This window comes from Streptomyces sp. SM11, from assembly GCF_002910905.1.
Lineage (GTDB): Bacteria > Actinomycetota > Actinomycetes > Streptomycetales > Streptomycetaceae > Streptomyces.
The window spans coordinates 1-18333 of sequence record NZ_NEUE01000029.1 but is presented as its reverse complement, the minus strand read 5'-3'; the positions used below and the strand labels follow the sequence as shown (position 1 = coordinate 18333).

General features: G+C 71.6%; 13 protein-coding genes and 2 pseudogenes. 3 read left to right on the top strand and 12 right to left on the bottom strand.

The window, feature by feature from the left end; genetic code table 11:
* The first annotated feature begins 202 nt into the window (after positions 1-202).
* Positions 203-1267 carry a biotin/lipoate A/B protein ligase family protein gene (locus B9S58_RS01920; protein ID WP_103530414.1) on the top strand — a complete coding sequence of 355 codons (1065 nt, stop codon included), beginning with the start codon at positions 203-205 and terminating at the stop codon, positions 1265-1267.
* A 51-nt stretch (positions 1268-1318) separates the two neighbouring features.
* On the opposite strand, the gene B9S58_RS01915 is transcribed toward B9S58_RS01920, so the two are convergent.
* The 4 genes and pseudogenes from B9S58_RS01915 to B9S58_RS01900 form a co-directional block, all read right to left on the bottom strand.
* Positions 1319-2947, bottom strand: a complete 1629-nt coding sequence (locus B9S58_RS01915; protein ID WP_103530413.1) for a molybdopterin-dependent oxidoreductase — start codon at positions 2945-2947, stop codon at positions 1319-1321.
* Positions 2948-3071: 124 nt separating this feature from the next.
* Entirely contained in the window at positions 3072-5294 is a 2223-nt protein-coding gene (locus B9S58_RS01910) for an NADP-dependent isocitrate dehydrogenase (protein ID WP_103530412.1), read from the bottom strand.
* A gap of 104 nt (positions 5295-5398) precedes the next feature.
* Positions 5399-6052: a response regulator transcription factor gene (locus tag B9S58_RS01905; protein WP_258044147.1), complete on the bottom strand. Its 654-nt coding sequence runs from the start codon at positions 6050-6052 to the stop codon at positions 5399-5401.
* 47 nt (positions 6053-6099) lie between these two features.
* Positions 6100-7262 (bottom strand): annotated as a pseudogene (locus tag B9S58_RS01900) (sensor histidine kinase).
* A gap of 169 nt (positions 7263-7431) precedes the next feature.
* On the opposite strand from B9S58_RS01900, the gene B9S58_RS01895 reads away from it, so the two are divergent.
* Positions 7432-8412, top strand: coding sequence for a carboxymuconolactone decarboxylase family protein (locus B9S58_RS01895; protein ID WP_103530410.1), 981 nt, complete (start codon positions 7432-7434; stop codon positions 8410-8412).
* Positions 8413-8464: 52 nt separating this feature from the next.
* Here the strand turns inward: B9S58_RS01895 and B9S58_RS01890 are convergent, their stop codons facing one another.
* Positions 8465-9946 (bottom strand): amidase, encoded by a 1482-nt coding sequence (locus tag B9S58_RS01890; protein WP_103530409.1) that lies wholly within the window; start codon positions 9944-9946, stop codon positions 8465-8467.
* A gap of 158 nt (positions 9947-10104) precedes the next feature.
* The gene (locus B9S58_RS39895; protein ID WP_103530415.1) at positions 10105-10443 is read right to left on the bottom strand and encodes a hypothetical protein; all 339 of its coding nucleotides are present in this window, start codon (positions 10441-10443) and stop codon (positions 10105-10107) included.
* Positions 10444-10723: 280 nt separating this feature from the next.
* Between B9S58_RS39895 and B9S58_RS01880 the strand changes: the two genes are divergently transcribed.
* Entirely contained in the window at positions 10724-11485 is a 762-nt protein-coding gene (locus B9S58_RS01880; RefSeq protein ID WP_103530408.1) for a hypothetical protein, read from the top strand.
* Between the two features lie 116 nt (positions 11486-11601).
* Here B9S58_RS01880 and B9S58_RS01875 read toward each other — a convergent pair whose 3' ends face one another.
* From B9S58_RS01875 to B9S58_RS01850, 6 genes and pseudogenes are all read right to left on the bottom strand, one after another.
* The gene (locus B9S58_RS01875) at positions 11602-13161 is read right to left on the bottom strand and encodes an NCS1 family nucleobase:cation symporter-1 (protein ID WP_103530407.1); all 1560 of its coding nucleotides are present in this window, start codon (positions 13159-13161) and stop codon (positions 11602-11604) included.
* 80 nt (positions 13162-13241) lie between these two features.
* On the bottom strand, positions 13242-14243 hold the full coding sequence (locus tag B9S58_RS01870; RefSeq protein ID WP_103530406.1) for a TIGR03842 family LLM class F420-dependent oxidoreductase: 1002 nt from the start codon (positions 14241-14243) through the stop codon (positions 13242-13244).
* 11 nt (positions 14244-14254) lie between these two features.
* Positions 14255-15655 carry a dihydropyrimidinase gene (gene hydA, locus B9S58_RS01865; protein ID WP_103530405.1) on the bottom strand — a complete coding sequence of 467 codons (1401 nt, stop codon included), beginning with the start codon at positions 15653-15655 and terminating at the stop codon, positions 14255-14257.
* 100 nt (positions 15656-15755) lie between these two features.
* Positions 15756-17039: an aspartate aminotransferase family protein gene (locus B9S58_RS01860; RefSeq protein WP_103530404.1), complete on the bottom strand. Its 1284-nt coding sequence runs from the start codon at positions 17037-17039 to the stop codon at positions 15756-15758.
* On the bottom strand, positions 17036-17878 hold the full coding sequence (locus B9S58_RS01855; protein ID WP_103530403.1) for a nitrilase-related carbon-nitrogen hydrolase: 843 nt from the start codon (positions 17876-17878) through the stop codon (positions 17036-17038). Before B9S58_RS01855 ends, B9S58_RS01860 begins: the two co-directional genes overlap by 4 nt.
* Positions 17879-18077: 199 nt before the next feature.
* A pseudogene (locus tag B9S58_RS01850) lies at positions 18078-18333 on the bottom strand (hypothetical protein); the annotation flags it as partial.

Genomic DNA, 18333 nt, shown 5'->3' with positions numbered 1-18333 from the left:
GGGGCCGTGCCGCACGTGCGCGCTGATCCGCCCACCCGGTGTCCACGACGGCCCCGACCGGCGCACGGCCCCCGCTCACGCGCCCGAGGGCGCCCGAGGCCCGGCGGCGCGGGATGATCCACGCCCCGATGTGCGTTACATCCAGTTGTGTCCGGCTCATTCGCCGAGCCGGACCGCGCAAACGAAAGCTGGAGGCGGCGCTGTGCACGGTGAGTACAAGGTTCCCGGCGGCAAGCTGGTCGTGGTGGATCTGGAGGTGGAGGGCGGGGCGCTGCGGAACGTCCGCGTCGCCGGGGACTTCTTCCTGGAACCCGACGAGGCGATCCTCGCGATCGACGCGGCCCTGGAGGGCGTTCCGGCCAACACGGACACGGCCGGGCTCGCGGCGCGGATCGAGGCTGCGCTGCCCGACTCCACGGTGATGCTCGGACTGAGCGCAGAGGGCGTAGCCGTCGCCGTACGCAGGGCGCTCGCGCAGGCCACGGAGTGGAGCGACTACGACTGGCAGCTGATCCACGAAGCCCCGCAGTCGCCCGCGCTGCACATGGCGCTGGACGAGGTGATCACCGCCGAGGTCGCCGCGGGGCTGCGACCGCCGACACTGCGGGTCTGGGAGTGGGACTCCCCCGCCGTGATCATCGGCAGCTTCCAGTCGCTGCGCAACGAGGTCGACCCGGCGGGCGTCGAGCGGCACGGGGTGAACGTCGTGCGCCGGGTCTCCGGCGGTGGCGCGATGTTCGCCGAGCCGAGCTCCACCATCACCTACTCGCTCGCCGTCCCGCAGTCCCTGGTCTCCGGGCTGTCGTTCGCCGACAGTTACGCCTATCTGGACGACTGGGTCCTGGAAGCCCTCGCCGACATGGGCATCAAGGCCTGGTACCAGCCGCTCAACGACATCGCCACCGAGGTCGGCAAGATCGCCGGGGCCGCGCAGAAGCGGATGGTCGGGCCGGACGGCGGGCCGGGCGCGGTGCTGCACCACGTGACGATGGCGTACGACATCGACGCCGACAAGATGCTGGAGGTGCTGCGGATCGGGAAGGAGAAGATGTCCGACAAGGGCACCCGGTCCGCGAAGAAGCGCGTCGACCCGCTGCGGCGGCAGACGGGGCTGCCCCGCCAGGTCGTCATCGAGCGGATGATCGACTCCTTCCGCAAGCGCCACGGCCTCACCGCGGGAAGCGTGACGGACGCCGAGCTGGCGCGCGCCGAGGAGCTCGTACGCACCAAGTTCGCTACGCCGGAGTGGACCGCCCGGGTGCCGTAGGAACCGTCCCCGGGCACCCGCGCTCGGGCCGGGCGCGGGTGCCCGGGGAGGTCAGTCGACGGTCACCACCACGGAGTGCCACCCGCTCGCACCGTCGGGGACGGTCCCGGTGCGCTTCTCGGTCTGGACCTCACCGGTGCCGTCGGTGGCGCGGACGGTCAGGGTGTGACCGCCGGGGGTCGCCTTCCAGGGGTAGGACCACTGGCGCCAGGTGTCGACGGTGCCCTGCTCGGCGAGGTCCGCCGGCCGCCAGGGGCCCTCGTCCACCCGGATCTCGACCTTCTCGATGCCGCGGTGCTGGGCCCAGGCCACACCGGCCACCATCACCGTGCCGGCCTCCGGGCGGCCGAAGGGCTTGGGGGTGTCGATCCGGGACTGGGTCTTGATCGGGGCCCTGCGGGCCCACTCGCGCTTCACCCAGTACGGATCGAAGTCGTCGAACGTCGTGAGCTCGATGTCCTCGATCCACTTGCAGGCCGAGACGTATCCGTACAGGCCGGGGACGACCATGCGCACGGGGAATCCGTGGACGAAGGGCAGCGGTTCGCCGTTCATCCCGACCGCGAGCATCGCGTCCCGGCCGTCCATGACGTCCTCGACCGGGGTGCCCAGTGTCATCCCGTCCACGGACCGGGCGACGAGCTGGTCGGCCGGGCCGCCCCGGGACGGCGGCTTCACCCCGGCCTCCTTGAGCAGGCCGGAGAGCCGGACACCGATCCACCTGGCGTGGCCGACGTAGGGGCCGCCGATCTCATTGGAGACACAGGTGAGGGTGATCTCCCGCTCGATCAAAGGGCGTTGGAGCAGGTCCTGGTACGTGAACCCCAGGTCCCGGCGCACGCCTTTGCCGTGGATCCGCAGGCGCCAGGAGTTGGCGTCCACCTTGGGGATCACGAGGGCCGTGTCCACCCGGTAGAACGAATCGTTCGGGGTGGTGAAGGGGCTGATGCCCCGGACCCTCGGCTGTGCGCCCGCCGGGATCGGCTTCGCGGGCGAGGCCGGCGAGGGCAGCCGTACGGCATCACGCGAGGCGACGGCGTCCTGGGCGCTCCGCCCGTTGAGAGTTCGGCCGACGGCCCCCGCCGCCGTGGAGGCGGCCGCCGCGGCCGTGGCGGCGATCAGGAATCCGCGGCGGTCCCAGCCGCCCTCGTCCTGCTGCCGCTCTCCCCCGTACCCGTTCTCCTGCTCGCCCTCCTGCTCCCGATCGGCGATCCGGCGCGGCCCGGTGAGCCGGCCGATGAGGACGTACAGGAGTACTCCTCCGGCGACCGCACCCAGCAGGGACGGCAGACCGTCCACGAGGCCCGTGGAGTCCGGCCTGCTGGCGGCGGCCGCCGTGCCGACCACGCCGAAAAGCAGGACGGCGGCGGTGCCGGTCCGCCGGTGCCGCAGCGCCAACAGGCCGACGGCCAGGGCGAAGAGGGCGAGCGTGACGACGATGCCGAGTTGCAGGGCGAGCTTGTCGTCCTCGCCGAAGGTCCGGATCGCCCAGTCCTTCACGCCGGCGGGCGTCCGGTCGATGGCCGCTCCGCCGACCGCTGTCACGGGGCTCGCCTCGGGCCTGACGGCCGCCGAGACGAGCTCGGCGACGGCCAGCGAGGCGAATCCCGCGAGCAGTCCGCTCAGGGCGGCGAGCGTGCCGCGGGTCAGTGCTGTCCGGGTGATCCTCACGGTCGTCATTCGGAGCCGTGGGACCGGCGGTTTGGTCCGGGATCGAATCGGCCCGGAAACGCCGACCGCCCCGGCGGGCCCGAAGGCCTGCCGGGGCGGAGCGTCGAGGCGGATGTGTCCGCCTCGCATCAGGTCAGGCGAGGGTCGCGATGGCCTGGTTGAACGTGGCGGACGGGCGCATGATCGCCTCGGCCTTGGCCGGGTCGGGCTGGAAGTAGCCGCCGATCTCGGCCGGGGAGCCCTGCACCGCGACGAGCTCGGCGACGATGGTCTCCTCCTGCTCGGCCAGCGTCTTGGCGAGCTGCGCGAACGCCTCGGCGAGCTTGGCGTCGTCGGTCTGCCGCGCCAGCTCCTGGGCCCAGTAGAAGGCCAGGTAGAAGTGGCTGCCGCGGTTGTCGATGCCGCCGAGGCGACGGCTCGGGGACTTGTCCTCGTTGAGGAAGGTGCCCGTCGCCCGGTCCAGGGTGTCGGCGAGGACCTTGGCGCGCGGGTTGTCCGTGGTGGTGGCCAGGTGCTCGAAGCTGACCGCGAGGGCCAGGAACTCGCCCAGGCTGTCCCAGCGCAGGTAGTTCTCCTTGACGAGCTGCTGCACGTGCTTGGGGGCCGAGCCGCCCGCGCCGGTCTCGAAGAGGCCGCCGCCGTTCATCAGCGGGACGACGGAGAGCATCTTCGCGCTGGTGCCGAGCTCCAGGATCGGGAAGAGGTCGGTGAGGTAGTCACGGAGGACGTTGCCGGTGACGGAGATGGTGTCCTCGCCGCGGCGGATGCGCTCCAAGGAGAAGGCGGTGGCCTCCTCCGGGGTCTTGACGGAGATGTCCAGGCCGTCGGTGTCGTGGTCGGCGAGGTACGTGGTGACCTTGGCGATCAGGTTGGCGTCGTGCGCGCGGCCCTCGTCCAGCCAGAACACGGCCGGGTTGCCGGTGGCGCGGGCCCGGGTGACGGCGAGCTTGACCCAGTCCTGGATCGGCAGGTCCTTCGTCTGGCACATCCGGAAGATGTCGCCGGCGCCGACGGCCTGCTCCAGCACCACGGCGCCGTTCGTGTCGACGACGCGCACGGTACCGGTGGCGGGGATCTCGAAGGTCTTGTCGTGGCTGCCGTACTCCTCGGCCTTCTGCGCCATCAGACCGACGTTGGGCACCGAGCCCATGGTCGACGGGTCGAAGGCGCCGTTGGCGCGGCAGTCGTCGATGACGACCTGGTAGACACCGGCGTAGCTGCTGTCCGGGAGGACGGCGATGGTGTCGGCCTCGTCGCCGTCGGGGCCCCACATGTGACCCGAGGTGCGGATCATGGCGGGCATTGAGGCGTCGACGATGACGTCGCTGGGGACGTGCAGGTTGGTGATGCCCTTGTCGGAGTCGACCATCGCGAGGGCCGGGCCCTCGGCGAGCTCGGCCTCGAAGGACGCCTGGATCTCGGCGCCGACGTCCGGCAGGGAGCCCAGGCCCTTGAGGATGCCGCCCAGGCCGTCGTTCGGGGTGAGGCCCGCCGCGGCGAGCTGGTCACCGTACTTGGCGAAGGTGTTCGGGAAGAACGCGCGGACCGCGTGGCCGAAGATGATCGGGTCGGAGACCTTCATCATGGTGGCCTTGAGGTGCACGGAGAACAGCACGCCCTCGGCCTTGGCGCGGGCGACCTGCGCGGTGAAGAACTCGCGCAGCGCGGCGACGCGCATGACGGCCGCGTCCACGACCTCGCCCTTGAGGACGGGTACGGACTCACGGAGCACGGTGGTGGTGCCGTCGTCGCCGTGCAGCTCGATGCGGAGCGAGCCGTCCTCGGCGATGACCGCGGACTTCTCGGTGGAGCGGAAGTCGTCGACGCCCATGGTGGCGACGTTCGTCTTCGAGTCGGCCGACCAGGCGCCCATGCGGTGCGGGTGGGCCTTGGCGTAGTTCTTGACGGAGGCGGGGGCGCGGCGGTCGGAGTTGCCCTCGCGCAGCACCGGGTTCACGGCGCTGCCCTTGACCTTGTCGTAGCGGGCGCGGACGTCCTTGTCCGCGTCGGTCTGCGGGTCGTCCGGGTAGTCCGGAAGCGCGTAGCCCTGCTCCTGGAGCTCGGCGACGGCTGCCTTGAGCTGCGGGATCGAAGCCGAGATGTTCGGCAGCTTGATGATGTTCGCGCCGGGCGTCCTGGCCAGCTCGCCGAGCTCGGCGAGTGCGTCATCGATACGCTGCTCGGCCTTGAGGTGCTCCGGGAAACTGGCGATGATCCGCCCCGCGAGGGAGATGTCACGGCGCTCCACCGTGACGCCTGCGGTCGAGGCGTAGGCCTCGACGACGGGCAGGAACGAGTAGGTCGCCAGGGCAGGGGCCTCGTCGGTGTGCGTATAGATGATGGTCGAGTCAGTCACCGGGTGCTCCGCTCCACGTCTGCAACATTGCTTGACATCAAGATATCTCTTCACCGTGCCGGGCTCCACAAGGCCCCCGCACGGCTTTACGCACCGTGGGCGCGTCAGTGTCCCGGGGCCCGGCCCTCGCCGGTCCGCGACCGGGGCTCGACCAGCCCGGACTCGTACGCGAAGACCACTAGCTGGGCCCGGTCGCGGGCACCGAGCTTGATCATCGCGCGGCTCACATGGGTCTTGGCGGTAAAGGGGCTGACCACCATGTGGACGGCGATCTCATCGTTGCTGAGACCCCGCGCCGCCAGCGCGGTGACCTCCCGCTCACGGCGGGTGAGGGCTTCCATCCCGGGGGCGGTGGAGCGGTCCGGAGGGCGGGCGACGAACTCGCCGATCAGCCGGCGGGTGATCGCGGGCGACAGGAGGGCGTCGCCGTCGACGGCGACCCTGGTCGCCCGGAGCAGCTCGGCGGGCTCGGTGTCCTTCAGGAGGAAGCCCGCGGCTCCCGCGCGCAGCGCCTCGAAGACGTAGGCGTCCAGTCCGTAGTTCGTGAGGATGACGACACGCACCGAGGCCAGAAGGGGGTCGGCGGCGATTTCCCGGGTGGCCTCGATCCCGGTCATCACGGGCATGGTGATGTCCAGGAGCGCCACGTCCGGGGTGTGCTCGCGGACGAGGTCGAGCCCGGCGCGGCCGTCCGCTGCCTCTCCGACGACCTCGATGTCCTCCTCGGCGTCCAGCAGCGCCCGGAATCCGGCGCGCATCAGTGCCTGGTCGTCGATGATCGCGACGCGCAGGGGGCCGTGCGCGCTCACCGGACGCTCACGGTCCTGGGCAGCGGAAGGGTCAGTGGCAGTTCCGCGTGGACGGCGAAGCCGCCCTCCGGGCGGGGGGCCGCGACGAGGGTGCCGCCGAGGGCCGCGACGCGTTCCCGCATGCCGGTGAGTCCGGTGCCGGGGGTGATGCTGGTGCCGGGCGGGCAGGGGCCCTCGTCGACGACCGCGACGGTGAGACTCCGCGCGGTGTAGCCGAGCCGCACGGCGGTCCTCGCGCGGCCGGCGTGCCGGGCGACGTTGGTCAGGGCTTCCTGGACGATGCGGTACGCGGTCCGGTCGACGTCCTCGGGCACGGTGCGTTCGTCGCCGGCGACGTGGACGGACAGCGTGATCCCCGCCGCCCGGGCCCGCTCGGTCAGCTCGCCGATCCGCGCCAGGCCCGCGCCCGGGGACGGAGGCTCTTCCCGGCCGTCCTCGCGCAGGACCTCCAGCGTGGCGCGCAGTTCGCGCATGGCCTCGCCGCCCGCCTCCTGGATCGCGAGCAGGGCGGGTCCACGGCGGTTCCCCGCTTGTGGGCGAGATGCACGGCGACGCCCGCCTGGAGCTTCACGATCGAGATGGAGTGAGTGAGCGAGTCGTGCAACTCCCGCGCGATCCGCAGACGTTCCTCCCCTGCCCGACGCAAGGCCGTTGTCTCCCTGGTCCGTTCGGCGTCCAGCGCACGCTACTCGGTCTGGTGCAGATAGGCCTGCCAGTTCTTGTCGATCAGTCCGGTGACTCCGGCGCAGAGGAACCAGCCGAGCAGCAGGAGCACCCGCTCGACGGTCTCCCCCGCACCGGGCCCGGAGGCGAGCAGGACGCCGACGTATCCGGCGAGGAAGGCGGCCCCGGCGGCGATGCCGTACGCCCGGTGTCCGCTGCGGGCCGCCGCATGGACGGCGACGACGACCGGGAAGGCCGCCCAACTGCCGGGCTCGGCATGGACGACGTACCCGAAGAGGCACAGGGTGGTCACCGCGAGGACGGCCCGCGGGGCGCGGCGGTGTCCCGCCAGGGCGAGTGAACCGGTCACGACGAGCAGCAGGTCGAGGGGGCCCGGCGAGGAGGCCGCCCGGGCCGCCGCGACGACCGCCGCGGTGATGGCGGCGGCGAGCACCCCGTCCAGCAGATACGCCCGTCGTGCACTGTCCCCCTGCATGTGCGGCAGCCTAACGCCGGTACGGCGGGGACCGCGTCCTCCTCGGAGAGGGGTGCCCCGCTACTCCCCGGGGAGTAGCGGGGCACCCAGGCCATCAGCACGGAAGAAGGATCAACTGCCTTCCCCTGTACGACGACCCGGCGAGCTCGCGACCGCCAGTATCCGGGGCATGACCTCACCTTTCCGCTTCACCTCACCCGAACCCGTCGACCGGACGACGGGAACTGTCGCCGCCGTCCACGCGCAGATCACCCGGGACTTCGGCATCGAGGGCGCCCCGCCCTTCGTCGCGCTGTCCGCCGCCCCCGATCTGATGGCGGGAGCGTGGGCCTTGATGCGGGAGTCCCTGCTGTCGGGCCACGCCTCCCGTACGGAGAAGGAGTTGGTGACCTTCGGGGTGTCGCTGGCCAACCGCTGCCCGTTCTGCGTGGGCGCGCACACCCTGCTGCTGTACGCGGGCGGCGACCGGGAACTGGCCGGGTCACTGGCCCGGGGCGAACGCCCGGAGGATCCGGAGCACGGACAACTGCTCGACTGGGGACAGGACATGCGGGGCACTGGCCCCTTCGCCGCCGACGAAGCACCGGAGTTCGTGGGCTCCGCGCTGGCGTTCCACTTCATCAACCGGATCGTCTCCGCCCTGATCGACGAGGAGGCGGTGTCCGGCGGGGCGGATCCGGCCGAGCTGCTGGACAGCACGGCGGGGCAGGCGCTGGTCCGCGCGGTGCGCGACCGGCCGGAGCCGGGGCTGAGCCTTCCGCTGCTGGGGACCGAGGGCCCGCAGCCGTCCTGGGCGGCGGGCACCCCGGTGGGCGCGGCCTTCGGCGCCCTGCGGTCGGCGGCCCACGCGGGCGCCGGGCTGCTGGACGAACGGGACGCCACGCTCGTACGGGAATCGGTGGCGGCCTGGGACGGGTTCACGCCGCCGCCGCTGACCGGTGACGGGCTGCCGGACCGGACGGAGCGTCCGGGGGCCCGGCTGGCGCTGCTCGCGGCGCGGGCCCCGTACCGGATCACGGCCGAGGACGTGAAGGCCTGGCGGGTGCCGCCGTTCACCGATCACTGCCTGGTCCACCTGGTCGCGTTCGGCGCGATGCTGGCCGTGGAACGGGTGGAGGCGGGGCTGCTGGGGGCGGTCCACCCGGCGTGAGGCGCTGGGCGGGCGTCGCGGGGTCGGCGGCCGGCGCTCGTACCAGCGGGTCCTACCGGGTCGGCGGCCGGCGCTCGTACCAGCGGAGGTCGTCCTCCAACTGGGCGGCGAGGGCGATCAGCCGCTCCTCGCTGCGGGAGGGACCCAGGAGCTGGGCGCCGACGGGGAGTCCGGTACGGGTGAAGCCGGCCGGGACGTTCACGCCGGGCCAGCCGAGGACGTTCCACGGCCAGGCGTACGGGCAGGCCGCCGCCATCGTGGTGTCGGTGCGCCAGGCGCCGAGGCGGTCGAAGGAGCCGATCCGGGGCGGCGGCGCGGCCGTGGTCGGGGTGAGGAGCACGTCGAACCCGGAGACGTCGAAGAACGCGCCGATCCTGCGGTGCTGACGCACTTCGCGGGCGCGGGCGGCCCGCACCACCCGCCCGCCCAGCCGCGTCCCGGTCCGCAGTGCGCTGCGGGTGCGCGGGTCGAGCAGGGCCGGTTCGGGGTGGCGGGCGGCGAACTCGGCGATGCCCACGGTGGCGCGGGGCACGAAGGCGAGGCCGATCAGCCCGTACCGGGGGCGGGCCTCCTCGACGTGGTGGCCGAGCCGGGCGAGGGTCTCGGCGAGCGCGGTGACGGCCCGGCGCACCTCGGGGTCCGGTGCGGCGCCGGTGAGGGTGAGCGGAGGACGCCAGGCCAGCGCGATGCGCAGTCGGCCGGGGTCGCGGCGGGCGGCGTCGGCGGCAGACACGGCGGGCGGGCGGTGGAAGTCCTCGGGGTGCGCTCCGGCGACGGCGTCCAGCAGCAGCGCGGCGTCGGCGACCGTCCGGGCGAGGGGGCCGTTCACGGTGAGGCCCTGGAAGGCGTCGCTGTGCGGATGGACCGAGATGCGGCCGCGCTGCGGTTTGATGCCGACGAGGTGTGTCCACGCGGCGGGGATGCGCACGGATCCGGCGCCGTCCGAGCCCAGGGCGGCGGGGACGAGTCCGGCGGCGACGGCCGCCGCCGATCCGCCGGAGGAGCCGCCCGGGGTGTGCGCGGTGTTCCACGGGTTGCGGGTGGCGCCGAAGGCGGGGCCTTCGGTGAAGGGCCACTGGCCCAGTTCGCAGGAGTTGGTCTTGCCGACGACGATCGCCCCGGCGGCACGCAGCCGGCGGACCGCCTCACTGTCGGCGGCGGCCGGGGGCAGCTCGCCGTCGCAGCCGAAGTGGGTGGGCAGGCCCACCACATCGGTGTCGTCCTTGACCGCGACCGGCACGCCGAGGAGCGGCAGCCGCTCCCCCGCCGCGAGCCTGCGGTCGGCCTCCGCCGCCTCGGCGAGGGCCTGTTCGGCGCGCAGGTGGCGGAAGGCGTTGAGGGTGGGCTGGGTGGCCTCGATGCGGGCAAGGGCGTCGGCCACGAGTGCGGTGGAGGTGGTGGTGGCGTCGGCGAGCCGGCGGACGCTCTCCGCGAGTCCGTGGAGCGGCGGCGGAACAGAGGCCGCCGGGCGGGGCGCGCGACCGGGTTCCCGTACGGCCGGGCCGGTCTGTTCGGTGGGCTCCGCTGAGGACATGGGCGTGCCGCCTCCCTCGTGTCGCGGGGCCGGCCGGTCGTCCCGGCTGCTCCCACACGTACTTACTGGAGGGTAACGAGAGGAGGCGGCATGCTCAACCGTTCCGGCCACTCCGGCCGTTCCGGTCGCGGCGGTCGCTCGGCGCTACCGCTTCGGTGTCACGGGCGGACGTGGATCTCGCCGATTCCGGTGCCGAGGCCGGCACAGTGGGCGGTGGACTGGCCGGACTCGCCGGGCCTGAGGGTGACGTGGTTGCCGTCGACGTCCGGAGACCAGCCGCAGACGAGATGGACCCAGAAGGTCTGCGTCCGGCTGCCGTTTTTGCGGCAGAGCGCGAAGCCCGTGTAGTCGTCGATGGCGTGCTTGCCGGTGTCGCAGGAGAGGCCGGGCGGAATCGCGGCCGGGGCGGCGGTCGCGGCGGTCGCGGTGGCTGCGGTGACCGCGTTGACCGGGACCGCCAGCGCGGCCGAGGTCGACGCGGCGGCGAGTGCCCACAGGGCGGACCGGGAGCGGTTCCCCCGAGTCGTGCCACCCTGTCCCCGTGAAGAGGTTCATGGTTCTCCTCCGTGGTGCGCACGTGCGTGCGTTCTCGTGGTGCGTGCGTACGTGATCCCGGGCGGGATCACCGCAGCTCTGCCCACGCTCCGTGGCCAAAAGCACCGCCACGCTTCACTCTCCGTGCACACGCAGGGCGGCGTTCCCACTCCCGGCGTACGCTCGAATGTGCCGGTCACCCCGGTTCGCACGCCCTGACCGGGGCCTTTCCGAGGAGGCGAAGTGAGCGGACACCGATGGGCCGAGCGGGCGGCCGCGGGCGCGGCGGCGATCGCCCTCACCGTGACGGGTGGCGCGGTCGCACAGGCTGACGACGACATCGACTCGTTCGGCGCCGAGGAGATCGTCGACCGGTCGCGTGACGCCCTGCTCGATGTGAGATCCCTGCACCTGAGCGCACGCGGCAGCCTCGGCGGAAGCGGGTCGGACATGCGCCTCGACCTCACCCTGGACCGTGAGGGGAACTGCACGGGCGCGGTCGACATGGGCGACGACGGTTCGGTGGAGATCGTGAAGCGCGGCGACGACGTCTGGCTGAAACCGGACGCCGCGTTCTGGAAGAACCACGTGCCGATCGGCGGCTCCACCTTCGACGCGATCCTCGCCGGCCGCTACATGAAGGCCTCGGCCGACAACCCCCGGCTGCTCAGTGTCACCGAGGTCTGCGATCTCGACACCTTCCGCGAGCTGATCACGGACAACGCCGGCACCGCTGCCCGGGGCACACTGACGAAGGGCGAGAAGACCGAGGTGAACGGAGCGCCCGCCGTTCCGGTGACCCGGGCCGAGGACGGCGAGCGCCTGACGGCCTACGTGGCCGCCGAGGGCACGCCGTACCCGGTGCGGATCACCGTGCGGAACGCCGACGAGGAAGGGACCGTGGACTTCTCCGGCTTCGACCGGCCGGTCCCCACGGCCACCCCCACGGCGGACGAGACGGTGGACGTCACGGCCCTGCTGGGCCGCAGCGTCAAAGCCGTATGACTCCCGTACAGCTACGGACAGGCCACCAGGTTGGCCACGTTGTTGCCGGAGTTGGGCGGTCCTCCCGTGCTGTCCGACCTCTGAGGTGTTCGGGGCCGCGAAGCCGCACTCGGCTCTCAGCCCGCCGCCCCCCTCTCCCGGCGGGTCAGCGCCACGTACAGCAGCAGCGAGGAGGCGAGCCCGACCGCCCAGCCGTAGTCGGCGAGCGGCTTCAGGAACGGGATCAGACCGTCGGCGGGGAAGGGCCCTTTGCCGGGGGCCGAGTGCGAACCGCCCACCGCGAGGACCCCGCCGACCACGAAGGCCGCCACCGCCCGCCAGTTCCAGCCGTTCCGGTACCAGTAGCGGCCACCGGGCCGGTAGAGGTCGGCCAGGTCGAGGACCGTGCGGCGGACGATCCAGTAGTCGGCGATCAGGATGCCCGCCACGGTGCCGAGCAGCCCGCCCACCAGGCCCAGCCACGTGAAGATGTACAGCTCCGGCGTCTCGGTGAGCTTCCACGGCATGATCACCACCCCGATCACGCCCGTGATCAGCGCCCCGGTCCGGAAACTGATGAACTTCGGCGCGAGGTTCGCCAGGTCGTACGCCGGTGAGACCACGTTCGCCGCGATGTTCACCGAGATCGTCGCGATCAACACGGTGACCAGCCCGAAGACCAGCCCGAAGACGTTGTCGGTACGGGCCACGAGCTGGACCGGATCCCAGATGGCCACCCCGTACACCGCCTGCGAGCCTGAGGTGACGAAGACCGAGAGCAGGGCGAAGAACGTCATCGTGGTCGGCAGACCGAGCGACTGCCCCCAGATCTGGGCGCGTTGGCCCGCGCCGAAGCGCGTGAAGTCGGGGATGTTGAGCGAGAGCGTCGCCCAGAAGGCGATCATGCCCATCAGGGACGGAAAGAAGACCGGCCAGAAGTCGGCGCCCCAGCCGAGCGCGGACGGCTGGTCCAGCAGCGGGCCGAACCCACCCGCCTTGACCGCGACCCAGACGAGCAGGACGACCGCCCCGACGAGGACGAAGGGCGCCGCCCAGTTCTCGAAACGGCGCAGGGTGTCCATCCCCCGGTAGATGATGGCCAGTTCGAGGGCCCAGAAGAGAGCGAAGCAGAGCCACAGCGTCCAGGGCTGCCCGCCGATCTCTCCGGCGCCGGCCCAGCCGCCGAAGATCTTGCCGAGCAGCGTGAAGATGCCGACGCCGCCGATCCAGGTCTGGATGCCGAACCACGCGCAGGCGACCGCGGCCCGGATCAGGGCGGGCAGATTGGCGCCGCGCAGCCCGAAGGAGGCCCGGGCCAGGACCGGGAAGGGGATGCCGTACTTGGGCCCGGCATGCCCGGTGAGCAGCATCGGGGCCAGCACGATCACATTGGCGAGCGCGATCGTGAACACGGCCTGTTTCCAGTCCATGCCGAGCGCCACCAGACCGGAGGCGAGCAGCCAGGACGGGATGTTGTGGGCCATGCCGATCCACAGGGCCGCGAAGTTGTACGTCGTCCAGGTGCGCCGCTCCACCGGGACGGGCAGCAGGTCGTCGTTGGCGAAGCGCGGGTCGTCGGGGACGTACCCCTGGGGAAGTTCGACCCGGCCGGAGGCCGCTGGGCCGGATATCGCGTCCTCCGGCGAGTGCGGGGAGGGCGGTGGGGTGGGTGGTGTGGGTGGGACGGTGGCGGTCATGGCGGTCGGGCCCTTCGCTCGGGGGCGGTGCCGTGCGGGGCGGTGCGGGCGGGGCGCTAGCGAACAGCGGCGGGGACAGGTCAGTCGGTCAGGGCCGGGATGATCTCGGTCCCGTACGCGTCGATGGTCGCCTCGCGCGCGTCGTGCATGTTGTACAGCGCGAACTGGTCCACGCCCAGGCTCTTGAGATGGCGCAGCTTCTCGATGTGCGCCTCGGCGGGCCCCAGCAGACAGAAGCGGTCGACGATCTCGTCGGGGACGAAGGCGGTGTCCGGGTTGCCGGTGCGGCCGTGGTGGCTGTAGTCGTAACCGGAGCGTCCGGCGATGTACGCGGTGAGCGCCTCGGGGACCAGGCCGGAGTGCTCGCCGTAGCGGCCGACCAGGTCCGCGACGTGGTTGCCGACCATCCCGCCGAACCAGCGGCACTGCCCCCGGGCGTGGTCGAGGTCGTCGCCGACGTAGGCGGGGGCAGCGACACAGATGGTGACGGAGTCCGGGTCCCGTCCGGCGTCGGCCGCCGCGTCCCGTACCGCCTTGATCATCCACTCGGTGAGGAACGGGTCGGCGAGCTGGAGGATGAAGCCGTCGGCCTTCTGCCCGGCCAGGGCGAGGGCCTTGGGCCCGTACGCCGCCATCCACACCGGCAGCCGCCCGTCCTTCACCCAGGGGATCCGCACCTGCTGCCCGTCGACCGTCGCCTCCCGGCCCTCGGCGAGGTCCCGGATGACGTCGATGGCCTCGCCGAGGCGGGCCAGGGTGTTGGGCCGGCGACCCGCGACGCGCATCGCGGAGTCGCCACGCCCGATGCCGCAAACAGTGCGGTTGCCGTACATGTCGTTGAGGGTGGCGAAGGTGGAGGCGGTGACCTCCCAGGTGCGGGTGCCCGGGTTGGTGACCATCGGGCCCACGATCAACCGGTCGGTGTGCTCCAGGACGCGGCTGTAGATGACGAACGGCTCCTGCCAGAGCACCGCCGAGTCGAAGGTCCAGCCGTAGCGGAAGCCGTTGCGCTCGGCGCGGCGCATCAGGCCCACGACGGCGGAAGCGGGCGGGTCGGTCTGGAGGACGAGTCCGAAGTCCATGACGGGGTCTCCTAGTCCAGGTACTGACAGGTGGCGCGGGGGGTGTACATGCCGTGTCCGGCGCGTCCGGTGAACTTCCGTCCGTCGATCACGAGTTCGCCGCGCGAGAGCACGGTCTCGACCTGGCCGGTGATGCGCTTTCCCTCGTACGCCGAGTAGTCGACGTCCATGTGGTGAGTCTCGGCGGAGAGGGTCTGTTCGGCGTTCGGGTCGTACACGACGATGTCGGCGTCGGCACCCGGGGCGATGGCGCCCTTCTTCGGGTAGAGGCCGAACATCCGGGCCGGGGACGCGCAGGCGATCTCGATCCAGCGGCGACGGGTGATGTGCCCGTCCACGACGGCCTGGTGCAGCAGGTCCATGCGGTGCTCGACGCCCGGCATGCCGTTGGGGATCTTGGAGAAGTCGCCGCGGCCCATCTCCTTCTGCCCCGAGAAGCAGAAGGGGCAGTGGTCGGTGGAGACGACCTGGAGTTCGTTGTTCCGAAGGCCCCGCCACAGGGCTTCCTGGTGTTCCTTGGGGCGCAGCGGGGTGGAGCAGACGTACTTGGCGCCCTCGAAGTCCGGCTCGGCAAGGTTGTCGGTGGACAGGAACAGGTACTGCGGGCAGGTCTCGCCGAAGACCGGCAGGCCCTTGTGGCGGGCGGCGGCGATCTCCTCCACCGCCTCGTCGGCGGAGACGTGGACGACGTAGAGGGGAGATCCGGCGACCCGGGCCAGCTGGATGGCACGGTGGGTGGCCTCGGCCTCCAGGGCGACCTTGCGGACGTCCCCGTGGTAGCGGGGGTCGGTGCGGCCCTCGGCGAGCGCCTGCTCGACCAGGACGTCGATGGCGATGCCGTTCTCGGCGTGCATCATGATCAGCCCGCCGTTTCCGGAGGCCCGTTGCATGGCGCGCAGGATCTGGCCGTCGTCGCTGTAGAAGACGCCGGGGTAGGCCATGAACAGCTTGAAGGAGGTGACGCCCTCGGAGACGAGGAGGTCCATCTCCTTGAGCGAGGACGGGTTCACGTCCGCGAGGATCATGTGGAAGGCGTAGTCGATCGCACAGTTGCCGTCGGCCTTGCCGAACCAGGCGTCGAGCCCTTCGCGCAGGGAGCTGCCCACGCTCTGGATGGCGAAGTCGACGATGGTGGTGGTGCCGCCCCAGGCAGCGGCCCGGGTGCCGGTCTCGAAGGTGTCGGCGGCGTACGTTCCGCCGAACGGCATCTCCATATGGGTGTGCCCGTCGACACCGCCCGGGATGACGTACTTGCCCGTCGCGTCGATCCGGCGGTCGGCGCTCCAGCTCTCGGCGGCGTCGGTCCCGTGGGCGGCGAGCGCGGCGATACGGCCGCCCTCGACGAGCACGTCGGCGTGGATCTCGTCGGACGCGGTGATGACCAGGCCACCGTGGATGACGGTGCGGCTCATGGGTATCTCCTTAACTCGGGGCGACCCTGTCGGCCCTCTGGGCGTACGGCCGGGGCCGCCCCGCGCGGTTCGTATACGTACGGGCCCCGCCGGGCGGGGATCAGCCCGCCGCGTGCAGGGCGTCCGCGAGGATCGCCGCGCCTTCCTCGGCCTCGGCGACGGTCAGGGTCAGCGGCGGGGCGATCCTGAGGACGCTGGTGCTGTGGCCGCCGCCCTTGCCGATGAGCAGCCCGCCCGCGCGGGCCGCTTCGAGGACGGCCGCCGCCGCATCCGGGTCGGCCTCGTCGGTACCGGGCTTCACCAGCTCGATGCCGATCATCAGGCCCCGGCCGCGCACCTCGCGTACGGCGGGGGAAGCGGCGGCGATACCTCGCAGCCGTTCGATGAGGAGCCCGCCGACGCGCCGGGCGTTGCCCTGGAGGTCGTGCTCCAGAACGTACGAGAGGTTGGCGAGCGACGCGGCCATGGTGATCGGCGAACCGCCGAACGTGGAGATGGAGTTGGCGTCGAGGCAGTTCATCACCTCGGCGCGGGCCACCACTCCCCCGACCGACATGCCGTTGCCGATGCCCTTGGCGAAGGTGAGGATGTCCGGCGGCCCGTTCTCGGCGTGCGCCTGCCAGCCCCAGAAGTGCTCTCCGGTACGGCCCCAGCCGGTCTGCACCTCGTCCGAGATCCACAGCACCCCGTGCCGGTCCAGGACCTCCCGGAACGCGGCGAACAGCCCGTCGGGCGGGGAGGTGAAGCCGCCGACGCCCTGGACGGGTTCGGCGATCAGGGCCGCGGGCCGGCGGGTGTGCCCGAGGAGGTCCTCCAGGTCGGCGACGCACGCCTGGATGAACCGCTCGTCGCTCAGCTCGGCGTACGGTCCCCGGCTGCGGACGCCGCCGTGGACGTACAGGGTCTGGAGCGGGGACAGACTCGTGGGTGACCAGGCCTGGTTGCCGGTGATCGAGACGGTGGAGAACGACCGGCCGTGATAGCTGTTGCGCATCGCGAGGATCTGGTTGGACCTGCGGTACGCGGTGGCGAGCAGCAGCGCGGTGTCGTTGGCCTCGGTGCCGGAGGTGGTGAAGAAGACCCGGGCGTCGGGGATGCCGGAGAGGGTGGCGATCCGCTCGGCCATCTCCACCATCGGCCGGTTGAGGTAGAGGGTGGAGGAGTGGATGATCCGCCCGGCCTGCTCGGCGACCGCCTTGGTCACCTCGGGCAGCGCGTGGGCGGTCATCGTGGTGAGGATGCCGCCGAAGAAGTCCAGATAGCGGTTGCCGTCCGCGTCCCAGACGTGGCGGCCCTCGCCGTGGGTGAGTTCCAGCGGATGGCGGTAGTAGAGGGCCAGCCACTGAGGGCTGACGGCGAGGTGACGCTCGTGCAGTCCGGTCACGGCTCCACCAGCCCGTCGTAGGCGTCGGGCCGTCGGTCCCGGTAGAAGGCCCACTGCCGGCGGACCTCCTCGATCAGGTCGAAGTCCAGGTCACGGACGAGGAGTTCCTCCTCCTTGTCGCTGGCGACGTCTCCGACGAACTGGCCGCGCGGGTCGACGAAGTAGCTGGTGCCGTAGAAGTCGTTGTCGCCGTACTCCTCCTGACCGACGCGGTTGATCGCGGCGACGAAGTACTCGTTGGCGACGGCGGAGGCCGGCTGTTCCAACTGCCAGAGGTGACTGGAGAGTCCGCGCGAGGTGGCCGAGGGGTTGTACACCAACTGGGCTCCTCCCAGTCCGAGTTGACGCCAGCCCTCGGGGAAGTGCCGGTCGTAGCAGATATAGACGCCGACTTTGCCGACGGCGGTGTCGAAGACCGGCCAGCCGGCGTTGCCGGGCTTGAAGTAGTACTTCTCCCAGAATCCCTTGACCTGCGGGATGTGGTGCTTGCGGTACTTGCCGAGGTAGGAGCCGTCGGCATCGATCACGGCCGCGGTGTTGTAGTAGAACCCGCTCTGCTCGATCTCGAAGACCGGGACGACGACGACCATGCCGGTCTCGCGGGCCAGGTCCTGCATGCGGCGGACGGTCGGCCCGTCGGGGACCGGCTCGGCCCATCGGTAGTGCTCCGGCTCCTGGACCTGGCAGAAGTAGGGGGCGTTGAAGACTTCTTGGAATCCGATGATCTTCGCCCCCTGCCGGGCGGCCTCGCGCGCGTACTCCTCGTGCTTGGCGATCATGGATTCGGTGTCGCCGGTCCAGGTCGCCTGGACGAGTGCGGCGCGTACGACGTGGGACATGAGCTGCTCCTTCGACGCGGCGTCAGAGAGCCTCTACGCGTTCTCTACGCACGTAGATCGGTGCATGGATGGAGAACGTAAGCCCCTCCGTCCGGCGGGGCAAGACCATCGCCGTGAACCGGCGGAGTCGATCATGTTTCGCACCCGAGCGGTCCACAACGAACACCGTACCGATCCCACAGCACCGCGCGCGGAAACTTCAGACCTCTGGCACGCCCGCCACCCGCAGCGCGTGCACCAGGTCCCACTCCCGTTCCGGCGACACCTCGCGGGCCGCCGCCAGGAGGAGCGGCAGCAGCCGGGTCCCGCCGGTCCCGGCGAGCTCGGCGGCCTCCTGCGGCGTGCGTACGCGGACGAAGGCGCCGAGCAGGTCCCGTGCCTCCCGCTCCCGGCTGGCGCCGTCCAGGGCGAGCAGCCGCTGCACCGAGCGGGCCTCGGCGCGCTGTTCGCGGCCG

Excerpts from the sequence above, each read along its gene's own strand:
- B9S58_RS01895 (WP_103530410.1), top strand. The coding sequence starts at position 7,432 with ATGACCTCACCTTTCCGCTTCACCTCACCCGAACCCGTCGACCGGACG.
- hydA (WP_103530405.1), bottom strand. The coding sequence starts at position 15,655 with ATGAGCCGCACCGTCATCCACGGTGGCCTGGTCATCACCGCGTCCGAC.
- B9S58_RS01875 (WP_103530407.1), bottom strand. The coding sequence starts at position 13,161 with ATGACCGCCACCGTCCCACCCACACCACCCACCCCACCGCCCTCCCCG.
- B9S58_RS01915 (WP_103530413.1), bottom strand. The coding sequence starts at position 2,947 with ATGACGACCGTGAGGATCACCCGGACAGCACTGACCCGCGGCACGCTC.
- B9S58_RS01890 (WP_103530409.1), bottom strand. The coding sequence starts at position 9,946 with ATGTCCTCAGCGGAGCCCACCGAACAGACCGGCCCGGCCGTACGGGAA.
- B9S58_RS01870 (WP_103530406.1), bottom strand. The coding sequence starts at position 14,243 with ATGGACTTCGGACTCGTCCTCCAGACCGACCCGCCCGCTTCCGCCGTC.
- B9S58_RS01905 (WP_258044147.1), bottom strand. The coding sequence starts at position 6,052 with ATGCGCGCCGGATTCCGGGCGCTGCTGGACGCCGAGGAGGACATCGAG.
- B9S58_RS01855 (WP_103530403.1), bottom strand. The coding sequence starts at position 17,878 with ATGTCCCACGTCGTACGCGCCGCACTCGTCCAGGCGACCTGGACCGGC.